At 43.6% G+C, this 24,119-nt stretch carries 18 protein-coding genes, 1 tRNA gene and 3 rRNA genes; 2 read left to right on the forward strand and 20 right to left on the reverse strand.

Annotation, left to right across the window (positions count from 1 at the left end):
- From rrf to ADF75_RS05580, 7 genes are all read right to left on the reverse strand, one after another.
- Positions 1-116: ribosomal RNA gene (rrf, locus tag ADF75_RS05550) — 5S ribosomal RNA — on the reverse strand.
- 80 nt (positions 117-196) lie between these two features.
- Positions 197-3,095: ribosomal RNA gene (locus ADF75_RS05555) — 23S ribosomal RNA — on the reverse strand.
- A 129-nt stretch (positions 3,096-3,224) separates the two neighbouring features.
- Positions 3,225-3,297, reverse strand: a tRNA-Ala gene (locus ADF75_RS05560).
- A 53-nt stretch (positions 3,298-3,350) separates the two neighbouring features.
- Positions 3,351-4,899: ribosomal RNA gene (locus ADF75_RS05565) — 16S ribosomal RNA — on the reverse strand.
- The 16S, 23S and 5S rRNA genes sit together here with 1 tRNA gene alongside, the layout of an rRNA operon.
- Positions 4,900-5,193: 294 nt before the next feature.
- Positions 5,194-5,739, reverse strand: a complete 546-nt coding sequence (gene hpf / locus ADF75_RS05570) for a ribosome hibernation-promoting factor, HPF/YfiA family (RefSeq protein ID WP_006596830.1) — start codon at positions 5,737-5,739, stop codon at positions 5,194-5,196.
- Positions 5,740-5,826: 87 nt separating this feature from the next.
- The gene (locus tag ADF75_RS05575; RefSeq protein ID WP_048789428.1) at positions 5,827-6,498 is read right to left on the reverse strand and encodes a ComF family protein; all 672 of its coding nucleotides are present in this window, start codon (positions 6,496-6,498) and stop codon (positions 5,827-5,829) included.
- Entirely contained in the window at positions 6,495-7,793 is a 1,299-nt protein-coding gene (locus tag ADF75_RS05580; RefSeq protein WP_048789429.1) for a DEAD/DEAH box helicase, read from the reverse strand. The genes ADF75_RS05575 and ADF75_RS05580 overlap by 4 nt, the downstream gene beginning before the upstream one ends.
- 55 nt (positions 7,794-7,848) lie before the next feature.
- On the opposite strand from ADF75_RS05580, the gene ADF75_RS05585 reads away from it, so the two are divergent.
- Positions 7,849-8,481, forward strand: coding sequence for a YigZ family protein (locus ADF75_RS05585; protein WP_048789430.1), 633 nt, complete (start codon positions 7,849-7,851; stop codon positions 8,479-8,481).
- 91 nt (positions 8,482-8,572) lie between these two features.
- Positions 8,573-9,502 (forward strand): cysteine synthase A, encoded by a 930-nt coding sequence (gene cysK / locus ADF75_RS05590; RefSeq protein WP_048789431.1) that lies wholly within the window; start codon positions 8,573-8,575, stop codon positions 9,500-9,502.
- Between the two features lie 51 nt (positions 9,503-9,553).
- Here cysK and ADF75_RS05595 read toward each other — a convergent pair whose 3' ends face one another.
- The 13 genes from ADF75_RS05595 to ADF75_RS05655 all read right to left on the reverse strand — a co-directional run bounded on the left by ADF75_RS05595 (position 9,554) and on the right by ADF75_RS05655 (position 23,942).
- Entirely contained in the window at positions 9,554-9,922 is a 369-nt protein-coding gene (locus tag ADF75_RS05595) for a S1 RNA-binding domain-containing protein (protein WP_048715304.1), read from the reverse strand.
- Positions 9,919-11,325: a bifunctional Cof-type HAD-IIB family hydrolase/peptidylprolyl isomerase gene (locus ADF75_RS05600; RefSeq protein WP_048789432.1), complete on the reverse strand. Its 1,407-nt coding sequence runs from the start codon at positions 11,323-11,325 to the stop codon at positions 9,919-9,921. The genes ADF75_RS05595 and ADF75_RS05600 overlap by 4 nt, the downstream gene beginning before the upstream one ends.
- Before the next feature lie 44 nt (positions 11,326-11,369).
- Positions 11,370-12,002 (reverse strand): response regulator transcription factor, encoded by a 633-nt coding sequence (locus ADF75_RS05605; protein ID WP_048789433.1) that lies wholly within the window; start codon positions 12,000-12,002, stop codon positions 11,370-11,372.
- The gene (locus ADF75_RS05610) at positions 11,980-13,002 is read right to left on the reverse strand and encodes a sensor histidine kinase (protein ID WP_048789434.1); all 1,023 of its coding nucleotides are present in this window, start codon (positions 13,000-13,002) and stop codon (positions 11,980-11,982) included. Before ADF75_RS05610 ends, ADF75_RS05605 begins: the two co-directional genes overlap by 23 nt.
- Positions 12,999-13,694: a cell wall-active antibiotics response protein LiaF gene (liaF, locus tag ADF75_RS05615; RefSeq protein ID WP_048691924.1), complete on the reverse strand. Its 696-nt coding sequence runs from the start codon at positions 13,692-13,694 to the stop codon at positions 12,999-13,001. The genes ADF75_RS05610 and liaF overlap by 4 nt, the downstream gene beginning before the upstream one ends.
- Before the next feature lie 128 nt (positions 13,695-13,822).
- A complete protein-coding gene (gene pknB / locus ADF75_RS05620) occupies positions 13,823-15,691 on the reverse strand; it encodes a Stk1 family PASTA domain-containing Ser/Thr kinase (RefSeq protein WP_048789435.1) in 1,869 nt (622 codons plus the stop codon).
- A complete protein-coding gene (locus tag ADF75_RS05625) occupies positions 15,688-16,428 on the reverse strand; it encodes a Stp1/IreP family PP2C-type Ser/Thr phosphatase (protein ID WP_048691932.1) in 741 nt (246 codons plus the stop codon). The genes pknB and ADF75_RS05625 overlap by 4 nt, the downstream gene beginning before the upstream one ends.
- Before the next feature lie 21 nt (positions 16,429-16,449).
- On the reverse strand, positions 16,450-17,763 hold the full coding sequence (rsmB, locus tag ADF75_RS05630) for a 16S rRNA (cytosine(967)-C(5))-methyltransferase RsmB (RefSeq protein ID WP_048789436.1): 1,314 nt from the start codon (positions 17,761-17,763) through the stop codon (positions 16,450-16,452).
- Positions 17,753-18,688 carry a methionyl-tRNA formyltransferase gene (gene fmt / locus ADF75_RS05635; protein WP_048789437.1) on the reverse strand — a complete coding sequence of 312 codons (936 nt, stop codon included), beginning with the start codon at positions 18,686-18,688 and terminating at the stop codon, positions 17,753-17,755. Before fmt ends, rsmB begins: the two co-directional genes overlap by 11 nt.
- Before the next feature lie 11 nt (positions 18,689-18,699).
- Positions 18,700-21,090: a primosomal protein N' gene (locus tag ADF75_RS05640; protein WP_048789438.1), complete on the reverse strand. Its 2,391-nt coding sequence runs from the start codon at positions 21,088-21,090 to the stop codon at positions 18,700-18,702.
- Between the two features lie 62 nt (positions 21,091-21,152).
- Positions 21,153-21,467 (reverse strand): DNA-directed RNA polymerase subunit omega, encoded by a 315-nt coding sequence (gene rpoZ / locus ADF75_RS05645; RefSeq protein ID WP_006596845.1) that lies wholly within the window; start codon positions 21,465-21,467, stop codon positions 21,153-21,155.
- Positions 21,468-21,494: 27 nt separating this feature from the next.
- The gene (gene gmk, locus ADF75_RS05650) at positions 21,495-22,124 is read right to left on the reverse strand and encodes a guanylate kinase (RefSeq protein ID WP_006596846.1); all 630 of its coding nucleotides are present in this window, start codon (positions 22,122-22,124) and stop codon (positions 21,495-21,497) included.
- A 210-nt stretch (positions 22,125-22,334) separates the two neighbouring features.
- Positions 22,335-23,942, reverse strand: a complete 1,608-nt coding sequence (locus tag ADF75_RS05655) for a ribonuclease Y (protein ID WP_048789439.1) — start codon at positions 23,940-23,942, stop codon at positions 22,335-22,337.
- Positions 23,943-24,119: the final 177 nt, after the last annotated feature.

Here is a 24,119-nt window from a genome sequence, read left to right on the forward strand (position 1 = left end):
GCTAAGCGACTACCATATCTCACAGGGGGCAACCCCCAACTACTTCCGGCGTTCTAGGGCTTAACTTCTGTGTTCGGCATGGGTACAGGTGTATCTCCTAGGCTATCGTCACTTAACTCTGAATGATGAACATTCAAAATTGAATACCTATATTCTAACAAAAATCTAACCAGCTGTAAATATCCTCAGTTACTTTTTGGATAAGTCCTCGAGCTATTAGTATTAGTCCGCTCCATTGCTCACACAACTTCCACTCCTAACCTATCTACCTGATCTTCTCTCAGGGCTCTTACTAACATATAGTTATGGGAAATCTCATCTTGAGGTGGGTTTCACACTTAGATGCTTTCAGCGTTTATCCCTTCCCTACATAGCTACCCAGCGATGCCTCTGGCGAGACAACTGGTACACCAGCGGTAAGTCCACTCTGGTCCTCTCGTACTAGGAGCAGATCCTCTCAAATTTCCTACGCCCGCGACGGATAGGGACCGAACTGTCTCACGACGTTCTGAACCCAGCTCGCGTGCCGCTTTAATGGGCGAACAGCCCAACCCTTGGGACCGACTACAGCCCCAGGATGCGACGAGCCGACATCGAGGTGCCAAACCTCCCCGTCGATGTGAACTCTTGGGGGAGATAAGCCTGTTATCCCCAGGGTAGCTTTTATCCGTTGAGCGATGGCCCTTCCATACGGAACCACCGGATCACTAAGCCCGACTTTCGTCCCTGCTCGAGTTGTAGCTCTCGCAGTCAAGCTCCCTTATACCTTTACACTCTGCGAATGATTTCCAACCATTCTGAGGGAACCTTTGGGCGCCTCCGTTACCTTTTAGGAGGCGACCGCCCCAGTCAAACTGCCCGTCAGACACTGTCTCCGATAGGGATCACCTATCCGGGTTAGAGTGGCCATAACACAAGGGTAGTATCCCAACATCGCCTCCATCGAAACTGGCGTCCCGATCTCTATGGCTCCTACCTATCCTGTACATGTGGCACAGACACTCAATATCAAACTGCAGTAAAGCTCCATGGGGTCTTTCCGTCCTGTCGCGGGTAACCTGCATCTTCACAGGTACTAAAATTTCACCGAGTCTCTCGTTGAGACAGTGCCCAAATCATTACGCCTTTCGTGCGGGTCGGAACTTACCCGACAAGGAATTTCGCTACCTTAGGACCGTTATAGTTACGGCCGCCGTTTACTGGGGCTTCAATTCATACCTTCGCTTACGCTAAGCACTCCTCTTAACCTTCCAGCACCGGGCAGGCGTCACCCCCTATACATCATCTTACGATTTAGCAGAGAGCTGTGTTTTTGATAAACAGTTGCTTGGGCCTATTCACTGCGGCTGACCGAAGTCAGCACCCCTTCTCCCGAAGTTACGGGGTCATTTTGCCGAGTTCCTTAACGAGAGTTCTCTCGCTCACCTGAGGCTACTCGCCTCGACTACCTGTGTCGGTTTGCGGTACGGGTAGAGTATGTTTAACGCTAGAAGCTTTTCTTGGCAGTGTGACATCACTAACTTCGCTACTAAACTTCGCTCCCCATCACAGCTCAATGTTATAGAACTAAGCATTTAACTCAATTCACACCTCACTGCTTAGACGTGCACTTCCAATCGCACGCTTTAGTTAGCCTACTGCGTCCCTCCATCACTACATACTCTAGTACAGGAATATCAACCTGTTGTCCATCGGATACACCTTTCGGTCTCTCCTTAGGTCCCGACTAACCCAGGGCGGACGAGCCTTCCCCTGGAAACCTTAGTCTTACGGTGGACAGGATTCTCACCTGTCTTTCGCTACTCATACCGGCATTCTCACTTCTATGCGTTCCAGCACTCCTCACGGTATACCTTCTTCACACATAGAACGCTCTCCTACCATACCATTAAAGGTATCCACAGCTTCGGTAAATTGTTTTAGCCCCGGTACATTTTCGGCGCAGGGTCACTCGACTAGTGAGCTATTACGCACTCTTTGAATGAATAGCTGCTTCTAAGCTAACATCCTAGTTGTCTGTGCAACCCCACATCCTTTTCCACTTAACAATTATTTTGGGACCTTAGCTGGTGGTCTGGGCTGTTTCCCTTTCGACTACGGATCTTAGCACTCGCAGTCTGACTGCCGACCATAATTCATTGGCATTCGGAGTTTATCTGAGATTGGTAATCCGGGATGGACCCCTCACCCAAACAGTGCTCTACCTCCAAGAATCTTAATGTCGACGCTAGCCCTAAAGCTATTTCGGAGAGAACCAGCTATCTCCAAGTTCGTTTGGAATTTCTCCGCTACCCACAAGTCATCCAAGCACTTTTCAACGTGCCCTGGTTCGGTCCTCCAGTGCGTTTTACCGCACCTTCAACCTGCTCATGGGTAGGTCACATGGTTTCGGGTCTACGACATAATACTAAGACGCCCTATTCAGACTCGGTTTCCCTACGGCTCCGTCTCTTCAACTTAACCTCGCATCATATCGTAACTCGCCGGTTCATTCTACAAAAGGCACGCTCTCACCCATTAACGGGCTCGAACTTGTTGTAGGCACACGGTTTCAGGTTCTATTTCACTCCCCTCCCGGGGTGCTTTTCACCTTTCCCTCACGGTACTGGTTCACTATCGGTCACTAGGGAGTATTTAGGGTTGGGAGATGGTCCTCCCAGATTCCGACGAGATTCCACGTGTCTCGCCGTACTCAGGATACTGCTAGGTATAAAGACTATTTTAAATACGAGGCTATTACTCTCTTTGGCCTACCTTCCCAGGTAGTTCTTCTATAATCTTTAAGTCCACATTGCAGTCCTACAACCCCGAAGAGTAAACTCTTCGGTTTGCCCTCCTGCCGTTTCGCTCGCCGCTACTAAGGCAATCGCTTTTGCTTTCTCTTCCTGCAGCTACTTAGATGTTTCAGTTCACTGCGTCTTCCTCCTCATATCCTTAACAGATATGGGTAACAGGTATCACCTGCTGGGTTCCCCCATTCGGACATCCCCGGATCTAAGCTTACTTACAGCTCCCCGAGGCATTTCGTCGTTTGTCACGTCCTTCTTCGGCTCCTAGTGCCAAGGCATCCACCGTGCGCCCTTATTAACTTAACCTTATTAACCTAATTTCTTAAAAAATTAGAAAACTCATTAAATATTCACAGCGTTTTCGGTTTATTTTCTTGTTACTATTTGATATAGATATTCAATTTTCAATGTTCATCCTTGGTGATCTCTCACCAATGGAGCCTAGCGGGATCGAACCGCTGACCTCCTGCGTGCAAAGCAGGCGCTCTCCCAGCTGAGCTAAGGCCCCACAAGACCTCTCAAAACTAAACAAGACGAACGTGCAGGTTTCCTTATCCTTAGAAAGGAGGTGATCCAGCCGCACCTTCCGATACGGCTACCTTGTTACGACTTCACCCCAATCATCTATCCCACCTTAGGCGGCTGGCTCCTAAAAGGTTACCTCACCGACTTCGGGTGTTACAAACTCTCGTGGTGTGACGGGCGGTGTGTACAAGGCCCGGGAACGTATTCACCGCGGCGTGCTGATCCGCGATTACTAGCGATTCCGACTTCATGTAGGCGAGTTGCAGCCTACAATCCGAACTGAGACTGGCTTTAAGAGATTAGCTTGCCGTCACCGACTTGCGACTCGTTGTACCAGCCATTGTAGCACGTGTGTAGCCCAGGTCATAAGGGGCATGATGATTTGACGTCATCCCCACCTTCCTCCGGTTTATTACCGGCAGTCTCGCTAGAGTGCCCAACTGAATGATGGCAACTAACAATAGGGGTTGCGCTCGTTGCGGGACTTAACCCAACATCTCACGACACGAGCTGACGACAACCATGCACCACCTGTCACCTCTGTCCCGAAGGAAAGCTCTATCTCTAGAGCGGTCAGAGGGATGTCAAGACCTGGTAAGGTTCTTCGCGTTGCTTCGAATTAAACCACATGCTCCACCGCTTGTGCGGGCCCCCGTCAATTCCTTTGAGTTTCAACCTTGCGGTCGTACTCCCCAGGCGGAGTGCTTAATGCGTTAGCTGCGGCACTGAGTCCCGGAAAGGACCCAACACCTAGCACTCATCGTTTACGGCGTGGACTACCAGGGTATCTAATCCTGTTTGCTCCCCACGCTTTCGAGCCTCAGCGTCAGTTACAAGCCAGAGAGCCGCTTTCGCCACCGGTGTTCCTCCATATATCTACGCATTTCACCGCTACACATGGAATTCCACTCTCCCCTCTTGCACTCAAGTTAAACAGTTTCCAAAGCGTACTATGGTTAAGCCACAGCCTTTAACTTCAGACTTATCTAACCGCCTGCGCTCGCTTTACGCCCAATAAATCCGGATAACGCTCGGGACCTACGTATTACCGCGGCTGCTGGCACGTAGTTAGCCGTCCCTTTCTGGTAAGATACCGTCACAGTGTGAACTTTCCACTCTCACACTCGTTCTTCTCTTACAACAGAGCTTTACGATCCGAAAACCTTCTTCACTCACGCGGCGTTGCTCGGTCAGACTTCCGTCCATTGCCGAAGATTCCCTACTGCTGCCTCCCGTAGGAGTCTGGGCCGTGTCTCAGTCCCAGTGTGGCCGATCACCCTCTCAGGTCGGCTATGTATCGTCGCCTTGGTGAGCCGTTACCTCACCAACTAGCTAATACAACGCAGGTCCATCTGGTAGTGATGCAATTGCACCTTTCAAGCAGATATCATGCAACATCTACTGTTATGCGGTATTAGCTATCGTTTCCAATAGTTATCCCCCGCTACCAGGCAGGTTACCTACGCGTTACTCACCCGTTCGCAACTCATCCGGAAAGAGCAAGCTCCTTCCTTCAGCGTTCTACTTGCATGTATTAGGCACGCCGCCAGCGTTCATCCTGAGCCAGGATCAAACTCTCATTAAAATAATTGTTTGTCTTAAACTCATTCTGTCACTGACAGATTTATTGTTTTTTTCATTGTTCAGTACTACAACCTTAGTTGTAGCGCCCTGCACATTGGTTCGTCTTGTTCAGTTTTCAAAGGTCTTTGTCGCTCTCGCGCGACAACTATATTAGTATATCACGACCATGAAAACTTGTCAATATCTTTTTTCTATTTTTTTAAATTTTTTGTTGTTTTTTTATTTAGAAACTTTATCTTCCTTTAACATAGGAAAGCTCCTGTATGTTCTACAGGAGCTTTCTTAGTGTATTAGCTTATTTTTCTTTGACTTCAAGAAGTCCTACATCTCCATCTTCGCGACGATAAATAACATTTGTTGTATTATCTTCCACATCTTTGTAGATGAAGAAATCATGTCCCAATAGTTCCATTTGTAGAATGGCTTCATCTAGTTCCATTGGTTCAATGTCAATCGTTTTTGTGCGGACAACTTTTTCAAGAGCAACGCTTTCCTCAACCAGAGCGTCTGTAAAGATTTTGCTGGTTGCAGATTTGCTACGATTTTTCTTTTCAATTTTTGTTTTATTCTTTCGAATTTGACGTTCAATCTTATCAACTACCAAGTCGATTGATCCATACATATCTTGAGAAACATCTTCTGCACGAAGTGTAATGGAACCAAGTGGAATCGTGACCTCAACTTTTGCAGTTTTTTCACGATAAACTTTTAGGTTTACGCGGGCATCCAATTCTTGCTCTGCTTGAAAATATTTTTCAATTTTTTCGAGTTTAGAAACGACGTAGTCGTGAATGGCTTCTGTTACTTCTAGGTTTTCACCACGGATACTATATTTAATCATATAAGTACCTTCTTTCTAAACGTTTTTCTTTTTATATCTATATTATAACGCTTTCATTTTGTTTTTGCAAATATATTTTTGATTATTCTATCTTGCTAATGAAAAAGATCTTATTTCTTTCACCCCATTTACAATTAACATTTCTTTGGCTCTTTCGATGGTTGCTCCTGTTGTATAGATATCATCCACTATCACTATATTCTCAGGCCAGCTTTGATTTTCTGGCTCTATTCGTTCAAAGGCTTGTTCTGCTTTCAATCTTTCCTTTTTATTTTTTTGTGATTGGGCCTTTGTATCCTTTTTTCTCAATAGGTCTTGATAGTGAATCCCTGCATATTCTAATATGGCTGTTACTTGATTAAAGCCTCTCTTCTCTTTTCTCTCATCGCTCAAAGGTATGGGAACTATGGTATAGCCTTTATATTTTTTTAGCTCTGCCTTCATTTCTTCAGCAAAGAGACAAGCTAACAATTGGTCACCTTGAAATTTGTACCTTTGAAAATATTCCTTCATTTCTTCATTATAATAGTAAAGCGCTCTATGGTTTACCTTCTTTCCTTTTCGTTTCCACTCTTGGCAATCTTCACAAAAAGTCTCTGTGCTTTTTTTACAACAAGTCTTGCAACTAGCTTCACTAATTGGGTCAAACTTGTTTTTACAGTTGTCACACATTGTTGGATTATCCTTTTTCATTAGGATCAGGCTCTTTAAGGATTCTTGATTGGAAATCTCTTCATCACATAGCAAACAATTACTCAAAAACCTGCCTCCCGATTCATTTCTTTTATTTCTTTAATAGCTTGCGTCATCTCTTTGCTACTACCTTCTGCCAAGTATAGTAATTCCCCTGTGGGTCTTTCCATACTTCTTCCCACACGACCTGCGATTTGAACCAGAGCGCTCTTGGTAAACAATCGATGGTTGGCCTCAATCACAAACACGTCTACTTTAGGGAAGGTGACCCCCCGTTCGAGAATGGTCGTTGACACAAGTATAGTGATTTCTTGATTGCGAAATTTTTCTACCAGTTCCAACCTATTATCCGTTTTTGAGGTTACCAGTTCGATGATCTCATTCTTGAAGGCCCTTCTTAATAGACTGAGGATTTTTTCTCCTAATTCGATTTCTGATACAAATAGGATCAGGGGAAAGGAGGTTTTCCGTTGTTCTTTTATTAGCTTGAGCAACTTCGTTGGCACTTGTTTCTTTTCTATTTTTTTACGTAGATCTTTTAACCATACTTTTTTAGGGACCACAAGGGGATTACCATGAAAGCGTCTAGGTAGACTAACGCGTTTTATCTCCTGTTTTTTGACCTTTTTATCCAATTCTTCTGTGGAGGTAGCCGTCAAATAAATGAGCTTCCCATTCTTGGTTACGGCATTTGAAACTGCATGATAGAGAACGGGGTTGTCAACAAAAGGAAAGGCATCGACTTCATCGATTATGAGGAGATCGAAAGCTTGATAAAATTTTAGTAGTTGATGAGTAGTGGATATGACAAGAGGCGTTCGAAAATAAGGATCTGAATCACCGTGCAACAAGGAGATGGGACAGGAAAAGTCCAGCGTCATCCGTTTATACAATTCAATACACACGTCAATCCTTGGTGTAGCAATGCATACACATGTCCCTTTTTTAATCATTTCCGCCACCACTTGGTACATCATTTCCGTTTTACCTGCTCCTGTTACCGCGTGTACCATCATTGGCTTGCTTTCTGTCAAGGATTGAACCAACTCCTGGGAAACCCGACTTTGAAAGGGAGTTAAGGTGCCCTGCCATCTTAAGACTTCTTCTTGCGGAAAGGCTTGTTGGGGAAAGTAGTAGAGTGCTTGGTCACTCCTAACTCTTCCTAATTGAATACAGGTTCTACAATAGTAGCTTCCTATCTGTAGTTTCCATCTAGCCTTATCAATCTGGGTTCCGCACCGATTACAAATCAACGCCGTCTTTTCCTGCACTATAGCTGGTAGTTGCTGAGCCTGCTCAAGCAGGTCATCCTCCAGTTGGTCTTGGGTGAACAAACGTCCATAACAATCTTCAAGTTTCATACTTATATATTCGTAAAAGCTCGCAGTTTTAAGAGTTTTTTTGTAAAATAAATGTATGGAATACAAGACTTTTAAAGAGGACGGTCTCGTCCAAGAAGAAATTAAAAAATCCCGCTTTCTTTGCCATGTTAAACGAGTTTATACTGAAGAGGAAGCTCGCGACTTTATAGCCGCTATCAAGAAGGAACATTATAAGGCAACTCACAATTGTTCTGCTTTTGTCATTGGAGAGCAATTTGAAATTAAACGGACTAGTGACGATGGCGAACCTAGTGGGACTGCTGGCGTGCCCATGCTTGGTGTTTTAGAGAACCACGAACTGACCAATGTCTGTTGCGTTGTCACTCGTTATTTTGGAGGCATCAAGCTTGGAGCCGGTGGACTCATTCGCGCTTATGCTGGCAGTGTCGCACAAGCGGTGAAAGAAATCGGTCTCGTTGAGATCAAAGAGCAGGTTGGTCTAGGGATTAGCTTGACTTATCCCCAATACCAAGAGTTTGCGAACTTTTTATCCGCTCACCAATTAACAGAATACCAGACAGACTTCACCGATGCTGTCTTTAGTCTGATCTATGTAGATAAAGAGCAAAAAGAGGATGTGATTGCGGACCTGATTGATTTTTACCATGGAAAAGTTGAGATTAGTGATCAGGGATTAAAGGAAGTGGAAGTTCCTATCCCGTTATAAAAAAAGGCTATCGCATCGATAGCTTTTTTATATTTTACAAACCTTCTTACTGGCGGTATACTAGATACACTAACAAAGGAGTGTATATCGTATGCCAATCTATCAAAATATTACAGAATTAATCGGAAAAACACCTATTGTAAAATTGAATCACCTAGTACCTGAAGGGGTTGCTGATGTCTATGTTAAATTAGAAGCCTTCAACCCTGGGTCATCTGTTAAAGACCGGATTGCTCTTAGCATGATTGAAAAAGCAGAACGAGATGGACTTCTTCAGCCTGGTTCTACTATCGTTGAAGCAACCAGCGGAAATACAGGAATTGGTTTGTCATGGGTCGGGGCTGCCAAAGGGTATAAAGTCGTTATCGTCATGCCTGAAACCATGAGTGTTGAACGTCGAAAAATCATTCAAGCTTATGGAGCAGAACTTGTCTTAACTCCAGGTAGTGAAGGAATGAAAGGAGCTATTGCTAAAGCAGAAGAAATCGCTGCAGAACGAAACGGTTTCCTTCCCCTCCAATTTAACAATAGCGCCAACCCAGAAGTCCATGAAGCAACAACAGGACAAGAAATTTTAGAAGCTTTCGGACCAAATGGATTGGATGCTTACGTCAGTGGTGTTGGAACTGGTGGAACTATTTCAGGTGTTTCTCATGCCTTGAAAAAAGTTAACCCAGCTGTCCAAGTCTATGCAGTCGAAGCAGATGAATCAGCGATTCTTTCTGGTGAAAAACCTGGACCACATAAAATCCAAGGATTGTCAGCAGGTTTCATTCCAGAAACGTTGGATACCAATTCTTATGATGGCGTAATCCGCGTCACTTCTGAACAAGCTTTAGAATTAGGTCGCTACATTGGTGGAAAAGAAGGATTCTTAGTTGGAATTTCATCTGCCGCCGCTATCTATGCAGCAATTGAAGTCGCTAAAGAGCTTGGAGCTGGTAAAAAAGTCTTGGCTTTGGCACCGGATAATGGGGAACGTTACCTTTCAACTACCCTTTACGATTTTGATCAAGAATAAGAAAGAGGCTACGATGTAGCCTCTTTTCTTTCTATCTGCAGAAATAAATTTTTATTTTCCTTGACTAGTGTCACTCAAAAATTCTTTACTTTCTTTAATCCAAATCGGTAATTGTTTGGCTAAAGGAGTAAAACCAATCTTATGGCGATCATTTGAAAAACGATGATGGCGAAAATGCTTTCTGTTCCCAGCTTCTAAGGCTCGAAGGGACAAGCTAGCCTTCCCAGAGTATTCATCTATATCAATAACCTGAGTACAAACTTGATCCCCAATTTTTAAGATATCATGAATGTTGTCGATATATCCACTGCGGATTTCAGAAATATGGATCAAACCGGTTACCCCTGTCTCTAATTCAACAAAGGCTCCATAAGGTTGCAAGCCTGTCACAACACCCTTGAGTTTATCCCCGATTCTCATGCCTCTCCCTCAATGTCAATCGATTCCATGACCACGTCTTCTTTAGGTTTGTCCATGGCACCTGTCTCAACTGCCGCAATTGTATCCAATACTTGATAAGAAGCTTCATCCATCAACTGACCGAAAACTGTGTGACGACGGTCCAAATGAGGAGTCCCTCCTTCTTCTGCGTAAATTTCTGCAATAGCTTCAGGCCAACCACCACGGGCAATTTCCTTTTTAGAATAAGGAAGGTGTTGGTTTTGAACGATGAAGAATTGACTACCGTTGGTATTTGGACCGGCATTGGCCATGGATAACGCACCACGGATATTGTACAACTCTTCTGAGAATTCATCTTCAAAAGACTCTCCATAGATGGATTCTCCACCCATACCTGTTCCAGTTGGGTCCCCACCTTGGATCATGAAATCTTTAATGATGCGGTGGAAAATCACTCCATTGTAGTAGCCATCTTTTGCAAGTGCAATAAAATTTGCCACTGTTTTCGGAGCTTGTTCAGGGAAGAGACGAATCTTCAGATCTCCATAGTTGGTATGAATCGTCGCAATTGGTCCTGTTTCTTGATCCATTTTTGTTTGTGGTAAATGCAATTCTTTTTCAACCATTTTTAACTCCTCTAAGGCATGTAAGATGCCATCTTCTTCTAAATTTTTTGTGACATAATCTGCTTTAGCTTTTAATGCATCCTGGGCATTCCCCATGGCAATCGCTAAACCAGCATAGTCAAATAGTTCTAAGTCGTTCAATCCATCCCCAAATGTTAAGACATTTTCTGGTTTGAATCCCAATTTTTCGACTACTTTTGAGACACCATGAGCTTTTGATTGCTGATCCAAGACAACATCTGATGAGATTGGGTGCCAGCGAACCAAACGCAATTTTTGCTCCAAATTCTCAGGTAGGGCATCAACTGTTTTACCAGTCTCGAAAGTCCACATCTGATAGATGGGATGTTTGGCAGCAAAATCAAGATCTACTGGTAGCTTTGGATAAATGGGGTCAATAGCCCGACTTATCTCTTCTGTCCGAGTCGAAAGAGCTGCTTGATGACTCCCAACCAAACCATAATGAATCCCTACCTGCTTAGCCCACGCAATAAAGTCCTGAACAAGTGGATTTGGTACCCTTTCTTCATAAATGACATGCTCCTTACGATCAATCACGTAGGAACCATTCAGAGTGACATAGAAATCGGGTTGGAGAGCCTTGATTTCTTCTGGAACTCCAAAAATCCCTCTTCCACTAGCAATGGCTGTGTAAATTCCTTTTTCTCGTAATTGAGAGAATACTCTGGTGACCGAAGCCGGAACATAGCCGGTCTCAACATTTCGTAAGGTATCGTCAATATCAAAAAATACTATTTTAATCTTTTTTGCTTTGTAGCGTGTTTTTGCATCCATGTGGGTCTCCATTCAGTATGCTGTCTATTATAGCATGTTTTTGACTAAAAATCTTCCTGAGAAACCAAGTGATGCTGGAAGGCATAGACCACTGCCTGAGTACGGTCGCTCACTTCTAATTTTGACAAAATATTCGACACATGGGTCTTGACCGTTTTTAATGAAATGAATAACTCATCGGCAATCCGTTGATTTTCATATCCCTTGGTTAGCAAAGCCAAGATATCTCGTTCACGCGCGGTCAAGTCATCATGGAGTTCCACGTGGTTTTTCCGATACTCTACTTTTTGGCTGACCTCCGTCTCAATTGCCAACTCTCCCTGTTCCACCTTGCGAATAGCCCGTAAAATTTCCTCTGCACTGGACGTTTTGAGCATGTAGCCCTTGGCACCCGCATCCAAGACAGGATAGATTTTTTCATTGTCCAAATAGGAGGTCAGGATCAATATTTTTGCATCTGGCCACTCCTTTAGGATTGCGAGTGTCGCTTCAATCCCAGTCATATGGGGCATGACAATATCCATAATGATGACATCTGGTCGCTCCTTTAAGGCTAACTCAACACCCTCTTGACCATCACTGGCCTCTAAGACTTGATCAATCCCGTCTTGCATACTTAAATAACTTTTCAATCCTAATCGGACCATTTCATGATCATCTACTAGTAATAATTTCATCATCTTCTCCTTCTACTAACGGCACTTTAATATCAATAGCCACTCCCTTTTTGGGACTGGTCAAAATCTTAATCCTTCCTGCCATGTCATCTACTCGATCCTGAATATTCTTCATACCGTAACTTAGTTCACCCAAAGATTCTGGATCAAATCCCACTCCATCATCTGCTAATTTCAGATGGAGAGATTGTTCTGTTTGCAACAGATAAACATCCAAGCGCTTCGCATGGGCGGCATGTTTCAGTGTATTGCTCACTACTTCTTGCACAATACGAAAAATATGCTCTTCAATTGTTTTAGGGAGTCTTTGAACATTGTGTTCAAAGTATACTTCTAAATTGCTCTTTTCTTGTAGTTCTCTAAAAATCACCTGGAGACCTTCTACCAAGTTTCGACCTTCTAATTCTGTCGGCCGCAAGTGTAATAAGAGAATCCGCAAATCATTTTGAGCGGTGTTTAGAATTTCTGTGACCCCCTTCAACTGTTGCCCTACTTTAGGCAGTTGAAGAACTTGATCCTGACTGGCTACACCAGACAAAATCATATTAGCTGCAAATAATTCTTGACTCACTGTATCATGGAGATCTCGGGCAATTCGCCGTCGTTCTCTTTCTACAATCTCTTCTTCATTTTGCATGACCCGATTTTCTGTTCGTTGCAAATTTTCTGTCAGGCGTTTGAGCTTACGATCCAAGCGTTGAAACTCTTCATTAATCTCTTTGTTTTCTCCGAGTTTTAGCTTCTTGCCTTCGAGCAAGTTTCTCAGGTTTTTTTGGACGGTATTCATGATTGTAAATTGAATCAATTTAATCAATAGAATCATCAAAATAGTCAGAGCAACCGTCAAACCAAAACCAATAAACAGAAAAGCACGCAGTTTGGATAAATCTTCCAATAGATAAGTCCACTGAAAGTCAAAGAGCCCAAAGATTGAATGGATAATAACAGCTAGAATTAAAACCGTATAAAGGAAGATTAAAAGATAGTCTGTTCGTTTCATCCTCTGACGACCTCCACATCTCCTACAATCCCCGCAATAACAAGCTTCACTGTTCGATGGGAACTTCGATAATTCGGTGTCTCCATGCTTACTGTCTCATTTCTCAATTTTCTAGGTTTTTGAGAGAAGAGACGCAATTCTCCATATAAGGTATTCACCTGCAAGCTCAGCTCCACATCCACCGGTAAAATAATTTTCGTATTGCCAAACATCTTTCTCATGATGATGACATTGTCATGATTCACAACAATCACTTCGTCTAAATGGATCGTATCCCGCCCCACTAAACGAGTAATCGTTAAATCACGAAAATGGCAGTTTACCTTTGAAAAATGATGCAGATCCCCAATCCAAGGCGTTTTCTCTTGTCGGATTTCTACATCTTCCTCATAATCTATCTTCACTTCTTCGTTTTCACGGTAAAAATAGGGATAAGCCACCAGCATGGCATAGACAACAGCAAACAAAAGCGCAGCAATGACATAAGGATTTAACATGACAATAAAAAACAGCAGAATGCTGGATGCCACTAAAAGAAAATTACTCCGCTGTTTTCCAATGTAATAATACAATAGGAGCAAGCACAGAACCACGATTAGGACGATACGAGATATATTTCCCGCCAAAATAGTGATTGCAGCCATGGTGAGTAACAAAGCTTCAACAAACACAAACAATTGAATCTTCCACATAATTGAACCTCTCCATTCTATTTTATCAAAATTCCAAGGGATTCGCTTCAGACTCTAGAAGGATTCATCCAACTCTCTCTGTACTAAAAAAACCAGACTAATCGGTCTGGTTTTATAAGGTCATCATGTTAAGATTCTGGTTCAGTAGAAGCCGAAGGTTCCGTATTGGAATGGGATTCTACTGTTGTAGAGGTAGAACTTTCTGATGAACTGCTTGAAGCTTTCGTGCTACTTGATGGTTCCGTCTTCGGTTCGTATACAGTCAAGACAATACGAGTCTTTTTAATATCGATGCTCGATTGAGCTTCTGGAGTCTGACTCACAATTTGACCTGGTAGGACTTCTACACCATCCGGAAGATGCGATGTGGTCTTCCGTTCAATATTTGCTTCCTTCACCCCGTATTGAACGAGATTGGAGACAGCAAACTCATAATCAGAACCGACATAACTTGGTAACTCGATGAAATTAATTCCCTTCGATACTTTCAGAACAACCTTGGTATTAGAAGTCAAATCATATTTTTGACCAGCGGTAGGAGATTGCTCCATAACGATTCCTGGTTCCACATAAATGGTCTCGACTTCTTCAATCGAAATGAGCTTGCTAGACAGCTTATAGTTATTTTTCAGGTCATTTTCAGCATCTTCTCTAGACCTTCTTGTATAGTCCGGCATGACAAAGGTGCTTGGTCCTTTCGATACAACCAAATCAACCTTGCTATTTTCCTTTTTCTGAGCTCCTGCATTTGGATTGGTACGGATTACATAGCCCTCCAGCACCGAATCACTGTATTCTTCTTTTTCGTCTCCCACTTGAAGATCCTGATCTTCAATGATAGCACGCGCTTCCGCTACCGTTTTTCCAGATACATCCGGCACTGTTTTGTTGGCTGGACTCATATAAAGAAGAAAGGCAAAGGCAGCTAGTACCAAAGCTAGGGCGACAAACAAGACCTTGTAGCGCGTCCGCAAACGACGACGTGGCTTATTTTTTGGAGAAACTGGAGCTGTTCGATCCTCTGAAGCCACTGGTCGGTCCTCATGAGCTGTTGGACGAACATCTGATGTTGGAAGTGGAGCCGGTTTTGGAACCACGTTCACCTTTGGTAGGGTCTTGGTATCTGCTTTTGAAGCATCATCAAAGATTAATTTTTTCTCATTACGGCGTTCATAAGATAGACAACTTGACAAGTCGACATACATTTCAGCTACCGACTTATAGCGATCGGATAGTTTCTTTGCTGTGGCCTTAATCACCACATTTTCCAAAGCCTGCGGAACATTTTTGTTCTCTTCGATGATGGATGGAAGTGGTTTTTGGAAATGTTGGAGCGCAATGGTCACTGCACTATCCCCATCATAAGGGATATGACCCGTCAGCATTTCGTAGAAAATGATCCCCATTGCATAGATATCACTTTGAATAGAAGCCTTCGATCCTCTGGCTTGCTCTGGTGATAAATAATGAACCGAACCCAACATAGAGTTGGTCTGGGTGAGACTGGTCTCTGCAAAGGCTACTGCAATCCCAAAGTCAGAAACCTTGGCATTTCCGTCCGATGTTAAAAGGACATTTTGAGGTTTCAAATCACGGTGAATAATGCCTTGCGTGTGCGCCAAGCGCATAGCAAGAAGGATTTGCCCCATCAAGCGAACAGCTTCTTCATTTGAGAGAGGAGCATTTTCTTTGATATAGCGTTTCAAGTCCAAACCAGCGACATATTCCATCGCCAAGTATTGTTGGCCATCTTCTTCACCGATATCCGTGATCCGAACGATATTTGGATGATCCAAATCTGCCATCGCTTTGGCCTCTCGTTGGAAGCGAGCAACTGCAATTGGATCTGTTTGGTAATTGGTCCTCAGTACTTTAACTGCAACTTCTTCACCATCTAAGATTAAATCCCGAGCGAGGTAGACATCTGCCATTCCTCCACGCCCGATTTGGCGGATTATCTTATATCGTCCGGCAAAAATTTTGCCGATTTGAATCATGCCATATCCTCCTCAGCAAAGCGAATCAGTACAACTGTAATATTGTCCAAACCGCCAGCATTATTCGCAAAGCGAATCAAGGTTTTTGCCTTTTCTTCAATCGATAAATCACTGACAACGATATCACGGATTTCATCGCCAGAGATCATATTGGTTAATCCATCACTATTGATAACAATGAAATCTCCCGCTTCAACCGTAACCATACCAAAATCCGGCTGCAATTCATCTTTTTGTCCAATGGATTGGGTGATGATATTGCGTTGGGGATGATGAGCTGCCTCTTCTTCCGTAATCTGTCCTGCCTTGAGCAAGGCGTTTACTAAAGAATGGTCACTGGTCAATTGATGGTATTCCCCATTACGCACGAGTCCAATTCGGGAATCCCCTACATGCGCAAATAAGACTTGGTCATCAATAACGGCAACAGCTTCGAGAGTTGTTCCCATTCCTTTATGTTCTTCATCTTGACCAATGCGATGGATCTGCTGGTTTTCTTTTTCCAGATACTCCGCAAACCACTCTCTGACTTCGTTAATGGTGCTGATTTCGGTCGCTACCCAAGCAGCGCCGAGATCGGTAACAGCCATCTCGCTAGCAATATTACCAGCACGATGCCCCCCCATCCCGTCAGCTAGAAAAACCATGGATTTTCCCGCTTTATTTTTATATTGATTTGCATAGTCTTGGTTATTTGTCCGTCTTTGACCCACATCGGTTAAGATAGAAATTTCCATACTGTCCGTATCCTCCTGAGATTACGATATTCTTCGAAAACGACTAATAAAGAAACCGTCGCTTCCATACAATTCTGGTGTAATTAAAATACAGCCATCTTTCAGAATATCTTTTCGTTCATGATCTAATGGCACGAGTTCAAAATTTGGATGGGTTTCTAAAAACTGGTCAACCACATCAAAATTCTCTTCTCCTATAATTGTGCATGTACTATAGACTATTATACCATCTTTCCGCACACTTTGACAAACTCCATCCAATATTTCCAATTGAATTGCCTGTAGAGACGCAAAATCAGCATTGTCTTTATTGTACTTGATGTCTGGCTTACGGCGGATCAAACCAATCCCAGAACAAGGGGCGTCTACCAAGATTTTATCGAAGGCATCCGCTCCAAAAGCTTCAAACACCTTGCTGGCATCCAGTTTTTTTGTCTGGATTTTATCTGCAACTCCCAGACGTTCCGCATTTTCCTGAATTAATTGGAGCTTATGATCGTACAAGTCCAAAGCTGTAACCTGCCCATCAACTAGATAAGAAGCTAGATGGGTGGTCTTGCCCCCAGGTGCTGCACAGGCATCCAAGACCTGGTCTGATGGTTGGACCTCTAAAGCCGGAGCGACCAATTGACTGGTCTCATCTTGAATGGTTAATTTCCCTTGTTTGAAGTAATCAGAGCCCGCAAAATAGCCATTCTCCTTTACGAGGGCAGTTGAAGCCAATAAAGAATCCGAAGCCTGCAATTGCTCCTTGATGTCTTCTTTTTTATCCAGATCGACAACACGAACACTGGCCTTGTTGCGAACATAGAGACTCTCAAAAATCGCAATGGCCCGCTGTTCACCATACTCGTCCATCAACTTTTTCACCAACCAAACCGGAAGAGAATAGCGGATTGAAAGTCGTTTGTTGATTCGTTTAATCTGCTCAATTGATGGAAGCTCCTCTCGTAGCATTTTCCGTAAGAGAGCATTGACATATTTTTCGCTCCCCTTTTTCCGTTGCTTAGCAAGCTCTACTGTTTCATGGACAACAGCATGGGGAGGAATCTTCTCCAGATAGACGAACTGATAGAGGCTCATCAATAAAAGATGATAGATCCAGGGATCTACCTGGTCCCGATCAGCGACAAAGTGCGATAGATACCATTCCAAGGTTAGTTTGCGTGAAACCGTCCCATAGACGATTTCGGTTACTAGACTTTTATCCACATCTGACAAGGTTGCCTTGCCCAAGGATTTTTTGAGAGCGATATTTGAAAAAGCACCGTCCTGGAAAATCTCTCCTAGAGTAGATAGGGCCACCCCTCGTGCAGTCTGCATCTTATTTACCAAATTGATCACCTACTTGCAGTTGTCGTCCTAAACCATTTAAGAAATCTCCGACAGGCATTTTGGGTTTACCGGCTGGCTGAACAAGGGTCAAAGCTAAGGCTCCCTCACCCGTCGCAACAACGATTTCATTTTTATGGAGAGCTAAAATTTCTCCTGGCTTTCCTTGACCTTCACACGGTTTTGCTTGGTAAATCTTAAAGCGTTCACCCTTCCATAAGGTATGGGCAACTGGCCAAGGATACATGCCTCGAACTTGGTTAAAGAGTTCACGGTTGGTTCGTGTCCAATCCAGGCGTTCTTCTTCTGGCTTGATATTTGGAGAGAAGGTGACTTGTTGGGGATCCTGCGGTTGGGGCTTAAGCTCTCCCGCAAGGTAAGCTGGCAGAGTTTCTAAAAGAAGATCCCGACCGACAAGAGCCAATTTCTCAAATAGGGTTCCCACATTGTCTTCCTCTAAAATAGGGATGGCGCGAGAAGAAATCATATCTCCAGCATCCATCTCTTTGACCATTTCCATGATGGTCACACCAGCTTCTTTATCCCCATTCATGATGGCATAATGAATAGGCGCTCCACCACGGTATTTTGGAAGAAGAGAAGCGTGCACGTTGACAGAAAACTTCATCGCCTCTAACAAACGACTCGGCAAAAACTGTCCAAAGGCTGCTGTGACGATCCCGTCTGCTCCCAAAGCCAATAAATCTTCTAGTTCTGGGCTTCCAGATAGTTTCTCCGGCTGATAGATTGGCAAGCCTGCTTCTAAAGCCGCTTCTTTTACTGGCGTCATTCGGATTTCTTTTTTCCGGCCAACTGCCCGATCTGGTTGGGTCACAACGGCTAGAATCTCATAGCATTCATCAGAAATCAAGCCTTTTAAGACTGTAGCTGAGAAATCAGGCGTTCCCATAAATAATATTTTTGTCATTTTTTCTCCTTCTACATAAAACTTTGCGGTTCATTGTCAATGCTGACTCGAAGATCTTGATTTTCCCGCTCTTGAGTATAGTCCAAAATCTGATTTAAAACCTGTGGTAAGTGGTCTTCAAACCGGTACTTCAACAGAATCTGGTAATGGAATAAATTATGCGTGCGAGCAATCGGTCTTGGCGTTGGTCCTAATATTTGGACTTGGTCCGATAGACCTGCTTTCAACAGATCCATCACCTGATAAGCTTTTTTAACCACGACCTCTTCTTGTTTGTGAGAGAGGGTCAAACCTACCGTGTAATAATAAGGTGGATAACCTAACTGGTGGCGCACCTTCATTTCATAGGCATAAAACCCTTCATAATCTTGGCGTTTCGCATATTCAATGGCATAATGATGAGGATTATAGGTCTGGATCAGAACCTGTCCTTCTTTATCCGCACGACCAGCCCGCCCTGCCACCTGGGTTAACAGTTGGAAAGTCCGCTCTGACGAGCGAAAATCAGGCAAATTTAGAGCTGTATCAGCATTGAGGACACCGACTAGCGTTACATTGGGGAAATCCAAGCCCTTGGCAATCATTTGGGTCCCGAGCAAAATATCCGCTTGTCCTTGACCAAACTGATCCAACAAAGCCTCGTGACTCCCTTTTTTCCGAGTAGTATCAACGTCCATCCGCAGAATACGAGCCTCTGGGAAAATTGCTTGTAGCTCATCGTAGGCCTTCTGGGTCCCCGTCCCGTAATAACGAATCGATTGACTTTGACAATTAGGGCAGACTGTTGGAATGGCCTTATGGTAATTACAATAATGGCAATCCATCGTCTTGGTATCCATGTGAAGGGTCAAGGATATATCACAATTCGGACAGGTATCTACCTGACCACACTCCCGACACATCACAAAGCTGGAATAACCCCGGCGATTGAGCATGAGAACAACTTGCTCTTTTCGCTGCAGACGTTCTGCTATCGCTTCTAGCAACTTAGGTGTATAGGTTCCGGATTCTTGCTGGCCAATATAATCTCTGAAATCAATCACTTCCACCTCTGGAATACGGGCAAGAGGATTGGCTCGTTGGGTCAATTGAAGAAAGCCATAGACACCTTTTCCTGCACGGGCTCGTGTTTCTAGACTAGGTGTCGCCGACCCCAAGACCAAAACAGCCTGGTGATACTGAGCCCGAAGTAAAGCTACTTCACGCGCATGGTAGCGGGGATTGCTATCTTGTTTATAGGTTGCTTCATGTTCTTCATCGATAATGATAGCTCCTAGGTTCTTCAGAGGAGCAAAGATAGCAGACCGTGCTCCAACAACTACTTGGGCCTCCCCTCGCTCAACACGTCTCCACTCGTCGTATTTTTCACCGTTGGATAGGCCCGAATGGAGGATGGCCACCCGATCCCCAAAACGAGAAATAAAGCGATCCGTCACTTGAGGCGTCAAGGAAATTTCGGGAACCAACATAATAGCTGTTTTTCCCTTTTCTAGCACCTCCTGGATGATTTGGAGATAAACCTCCGTCTTCCCACTTCCTGTCACTCCTTCAAGTAAGAAAGGTTTGGAAAGTTGCCCAATTTTGCTGGTCACCGCTTGAACCGCTCTTTCTTGTTCAGCATTTAAAACCAAGGCCTCCGTCGACTCCTTGTCCTTAAAGTAGGCAGCCGCACGATTGACTTCTTTTTCAAAAATAAGCAAGGCTCCCTGGTCAATGAAATAGTTCACAACAGGACGAGAGAATTCAGCCAATAAGTCACTCAAAGGTGCTTCCACTTCTTGACCTTGGACGAATTCACGCAGGGCCAAGCGCTTTTTGGCATTCTTGGCGATTTCCAAATTTTCAAGTAGGTGATGATTTACCCGATACCATTTTTCTGTTTTGATATGTTTACGATCCACTGCTTGGTATTCTACTTCCAACTCTCCCTTACGAGTCAGTCGCATCATTCGTGCTTGAGCATCAATATCCAAAGAAGAAAAGGCCAAACTGGTCGCTGTTCCAAAAATGTCCTCTCTATCTTCTGGCGATAGCAGTTCTGTCGGATGGAGAATTTTGTCATAGGAAGAATTTAAAACACTCGGTAACATGGCTTTCAAGAGGGTGATTTTGTAGGCAAAAACCGTCTTTCGCAACTGATCTGCTAGCCAAAATTGCTCCTCTCCTAGAACCGGTTGGTAGTCTAAGACCTCCACGATACTTTTCAATTCTTGATCTTTAACTGCTAGAGTGGTCTCTTCAAGGCCAACCACAATCCCTTGAATGAGCCTATTTCCCTTTCCAAAGGGAACATGCACCCGCATTCCTTTTTCCAAGAAAGGAGAAAACTCTTCTGGTACCTGGTAACTATAGGGCTTGTCTGTTTGCATCAAGGGAACATCAACGATGACTTGTGCTAGCATGCTTCCACCTCCTTCCTGTCCTAGCGCTAAATAGCAAAAAATAAGATTGAGCGAACCCAACCTTAAATTTTTTCACCATCTTCTTTTTCTTTCGCGATTTGTTCTTTAATTTTACGCTCTTCTTCTTCTTTACGCAAGCGTTCTGCTTCGATTCGACGACGAACCGCTTCACGCTTAGCTTCTGGATCTGGGTGAATCACCACATTTCCTGATTCAATCTCTTCCAAGGCACGCAAGGTAGATTTTACTGATTGAAATTCTTGAGTAGGAGTTGCACCACTCTCTAACTCATGAGCTCGTTTGGCTTCAAGAATAACCAAAGAGTATTTTGACGGTACTTTATCCAACAATGTGTCAATAGATGGTTTTAACATCATAATCTTTTTACCTAATTCCTATTCTAATTATCGTACCACTTGAGTGGCTTTGGGAAGCATTTCTTGGTAGTGACCAATGACCCGATCAACACGGAAATGTTCTGCCTCAATCACACGTTTGACACGTTCCGCAGCCAAAGGTACTTGATCGTTGACAATGGCATAATCGTACTCACGCATGAGGGCAATTTCTTCTTTTGCTTTTTCGATCCGCTGGGCAATGACTTCAGCACTGTCTGTGCCACGTCCAACCAAACGATCTTGCAACTCATCCAAATCCGGAGGAGTCAGGAAAATGAAGACGGCATCTGGTACCTTTTTCTTGACCTGCAAAGCCCCTTGAACTTCAATTTCAAGGAAGACATCGATCCCTTTGTCGAGGGTTTCGTTCACATAGGTCAAGGGAGTCCCATAGTAATTGCCAACATATTCAGCATATTCGAGCATTTGACCTTGACGAATCAACTCCTCAAATTCTTCACGTGTCCGGAAGAAATAATCTACTCCGTCCACTTCGCCTGGACGTTGTGCACGCGTTGTCATCGATACTGAGTATTGAAATTGATTATCTGAGCTTTCAAAAATCTCACGTCTAACCGTTCCTTTCCCAACACCTGAGGGCCCTGAGAAAACGATTAATAATCCTCGATCCGCCATTTTATCTCCTTCGCTGTCTTTCTATCTAGTGTAACAAAAATAGAAAGATTTTTCAATAGATTTTTCCTAGAGGCAAGGCCCTAACCACTTCTCTACCAATGAACCATCTCATCTGTGCTATCCCATTTTTAACACGACTCACAAAAAATAGCCAACTAAGGTTGTTCCACCTTCGCTGACTATCTTTTTATATATGGCTTTTAACAAGCTCTATTTTGCATAATCAATGGCACGTAATTCACGAATAACGGTTACCTTGATGTTACCAGGGTACTCCAAGTTGGACTCAATCTTCTCACGGATATCATGAGCCAAGATGGTCAACTTATCATCCTTGACTTCTTCAGGGCTGACCATAATTCGAATTTCACGACCTGCTTGCAAGGCAAAGCTGGTCTTAACTCCCTCAAAGCCATTTGCAATTTCTTCAAGATCTTGCAGGCGTTTGATGTAGCTTTCAAGAGACTCGCTCCGGGCACCTGGACGCGCTGCACTCAAGGCATCTGCTGCTGCAACAATAACTGCGATGACACTTTCTGGTTCAACATCACCATGGTGACTAGCAATCGTATTGACAACAACTGGATGCTCTTTGTATTTACGAGCTAATTCAGTACCAATTTCTACGTGGTTGCCTTCTACCTCACGGTCGATGGCTTTACCAATATCATGAAGGAAACCAGCTCGACGAGCCAAGGTAGCATTTTCACCAAGCTCACTAGCAATAATACCAGATAACTTAGCAACCTCAATGGAGTGACGCAAGACGTTCTGTCCATAAGAAGTTCTGAATTGCAAGCGTCCCATAATCTTCATCAAATCAGGATGTAGATTTGGTGCGCCAATTTCATAGGCTGCTGCTTCACCATATTCACGAATCCGTTGGTCAATTTCCAAACGGTTCTTCTCTACCAACTCTTCAATCCGAGCTGGATGGATGCGACCATCTTTCAAGAGACTTTCCATGGTCATTCGTGCGATTTCCCGACGAATCGGATCAAATGCAGACAGGGTGACTACTTCTGGAGTGTCATCAATAATCACATCCACACCTGTCAAGCTTTCGAAGGTTCGGATATTTCGACCTTCGCGACCAATAATCCGGCCCTTCATTCCATCATCTGGTAAATGAACCGTTGAGTTGGTCTGTTCTGCCACAAAATCCCCGGCCATCCGTTGCATGGCTTGAACCAGGATATCTTTTGCAACTTTATCTGAACGTTCTTTCACTTCCACTTCTGCTTCTCGAATTCGAGTCGCAATCTCTTTGGAAAGTCGTTCTTCTGTTTGCGTTAAGATAATATCACGTGCTTCCGATTGAGTCAGAGAAGCAATTTTTTCTAATTCTTCTTCTTTCTTCTTTTCTAGCTCATGTAATTGTTCTTCACGCGCATCAATGTGTTTAGTTCTATCTGAAAGACTTTGCTCTTTTTGTTCAAGAGCTTGCTCTTTGCTCGTAAGATTGTCATCTTTGCGATCAAGATTATTCGAACGTTCCGCTAAGCGGGTTTCTAATTGTTTTAATTCTTGACGCTCTGATTTAAACTCAGCATCGACTTCTTCTCGATATTTTCTGGCTTCTTCCTTTGCCTCCAAAAGTGCTTCTTTTTTAAGTGAACTAGACTCGTGCTTAGCTTCTTTCAAAATCAAATCAGCTTCGCGCTCTGCCTGTCCACGTAAATTCGTTGCTTCTTGTTCAGCATTTAAAAGAGTAAGTTCTGCAGCCTCTTTCGATGCTTTCATCTTGACTGAGATCCCTACATATCCAATGACTAAACCAATGATTGCGGCAAAAACAATTGCAATTCCAAATTCCATGTTTTTACCCCTAATCTAATGAATAGTTGAATTAAAAAATTCTTTATTATTTTATCATATTTTTACAAAATTAACAAACAAATTTTCTAGCGAAAACTAATCTATTTCTGCTATCATTCTAATGCTTCTTTCCCTTGATTCTAACGGGAAAACACCCTAAAAACAAGCTTCTGAATC

The organism is Streptococcus sp. 1171_SSPC (assembly GCF_001069335.1).
Taxonomy (GTDB): domain Bacteria; phylum Bacillota; class Bacilli; order Lactobacillales; family Streptococcaceae; genus Streptococcus; species Streptococcus xiaochunlingii.

Excerpts from the sequence above, each read along its gene's own strand:
- hpf (WP_006596830.1), bottom strand. The coding sequence starts at position 5,739 with ATGATTAAATATAGTATCCGTGGTGAAAACCTAGAAGTAACAGAAGCC.
- ADF75_RS05580 (WP_048789429.1), bottom strand. The coding sequence starts at position 7,793 with ATGAAACTTGAAGATTGTTATGGACGTTTGTTCACCCAAGACCAACTG.
- ADF75_RS05585 (WP_048789430.1), top strand. The coding sequence starts at position 7,849 with ATGGAATACAAGACTTTTAAAGAGGACGGTCTCGTCCAAGAAGAAATT.
- cysK (WP_048789431.1), top strand. The coding sequence starts at position 8,573 with ATGCCAATCTATCAAAATATTACAGAATTAATCGGAAAAACACCTATT.
- ADF75_RS05595 (WP_048715304.1), bottom strand. The coding sequence starts at position 9,922 with ATGAGAATCGGGGATAAACTCAAGGGTGTTGTGACAGGCTTGCAACCT.
- ADF75_RS05600 (WP_048789432.1), bottom strand. The coding sequence starts at position 11,325 with ATGGATGCAAAAACACGCTACAAAGCAAAAAAGATTAAAATAGTATTT.
- ADF75_RS05605 (WP_048789433.1), bottom strand. The coding sequence starts at position 12,002 with ATGAAATTATTACTAGTAGATGATCATGAAATGGTCCGATTAGGATTG.
- ADF75_RS05610 (WP_048789434.1), bottom strand. The coding sequence starts at position 13,002 with ATGAAACGAACAGACTATCTTTTAATCTTCCTTTATACGGTTTTAATT.
- liaF (WP_048691924.1), bottom strand. The coding sequence starts at position 13,694 with ATGTGGAAGATTCAATTGTTTGTGTTTGTTGAAGCTTTGTTACTCACC.
- pknB (WP_048789435.1), bottom strand. The coding sequence starts at position 15,691 with ATGATTCAAATCGGCAAAATTTTTGCCGGACGATATAAGATAATCCGC.
- ADF75_RS05625 (WP_048691932.1), bottom strand. The coding sequence starts at position 16,428 with ATGGAAATTTCTATCTTAACCGATGTGGGTCAAAGACGGACAAATAAC.
- fmt (WP_048789437.1), bottom strand. The coding sequence starts at position 18,688 with ATGACAAAAATATTATTTATGGGAACGCCTGATTTCTCAGCTACAGTC.
- ADF75_RS05640 (WP_048789438.1), bottom strand. The coding sequence starts at position 21,090 with ATGCTAGCACAAGTCATCGTTGATGTTCCCTTGATGCAAACAGACAAG.
- rpoZ (WP_006596845.1), bottom strand. The coding sequence starts at position 21,467 with ATGATGTTAAAACCATCTATTGACACATTGTTGGATAAAGTACCGTCA.
- gmk (WP_006596846.1), bottom strand. The coding sequence starts at position 22,124 with ATGGCGGATCGAGGATTATTAATCGTTTTCTCAGGGCCCTCAGGTGTT.
- ADF75_RS05655 (WP_048789439.1), bottom strand. The coding sequence starts at position 23,942 with ATGGAATTTGGAATTGCAATTGTTTTTGCCGCAATCATTGGTTTAGTC.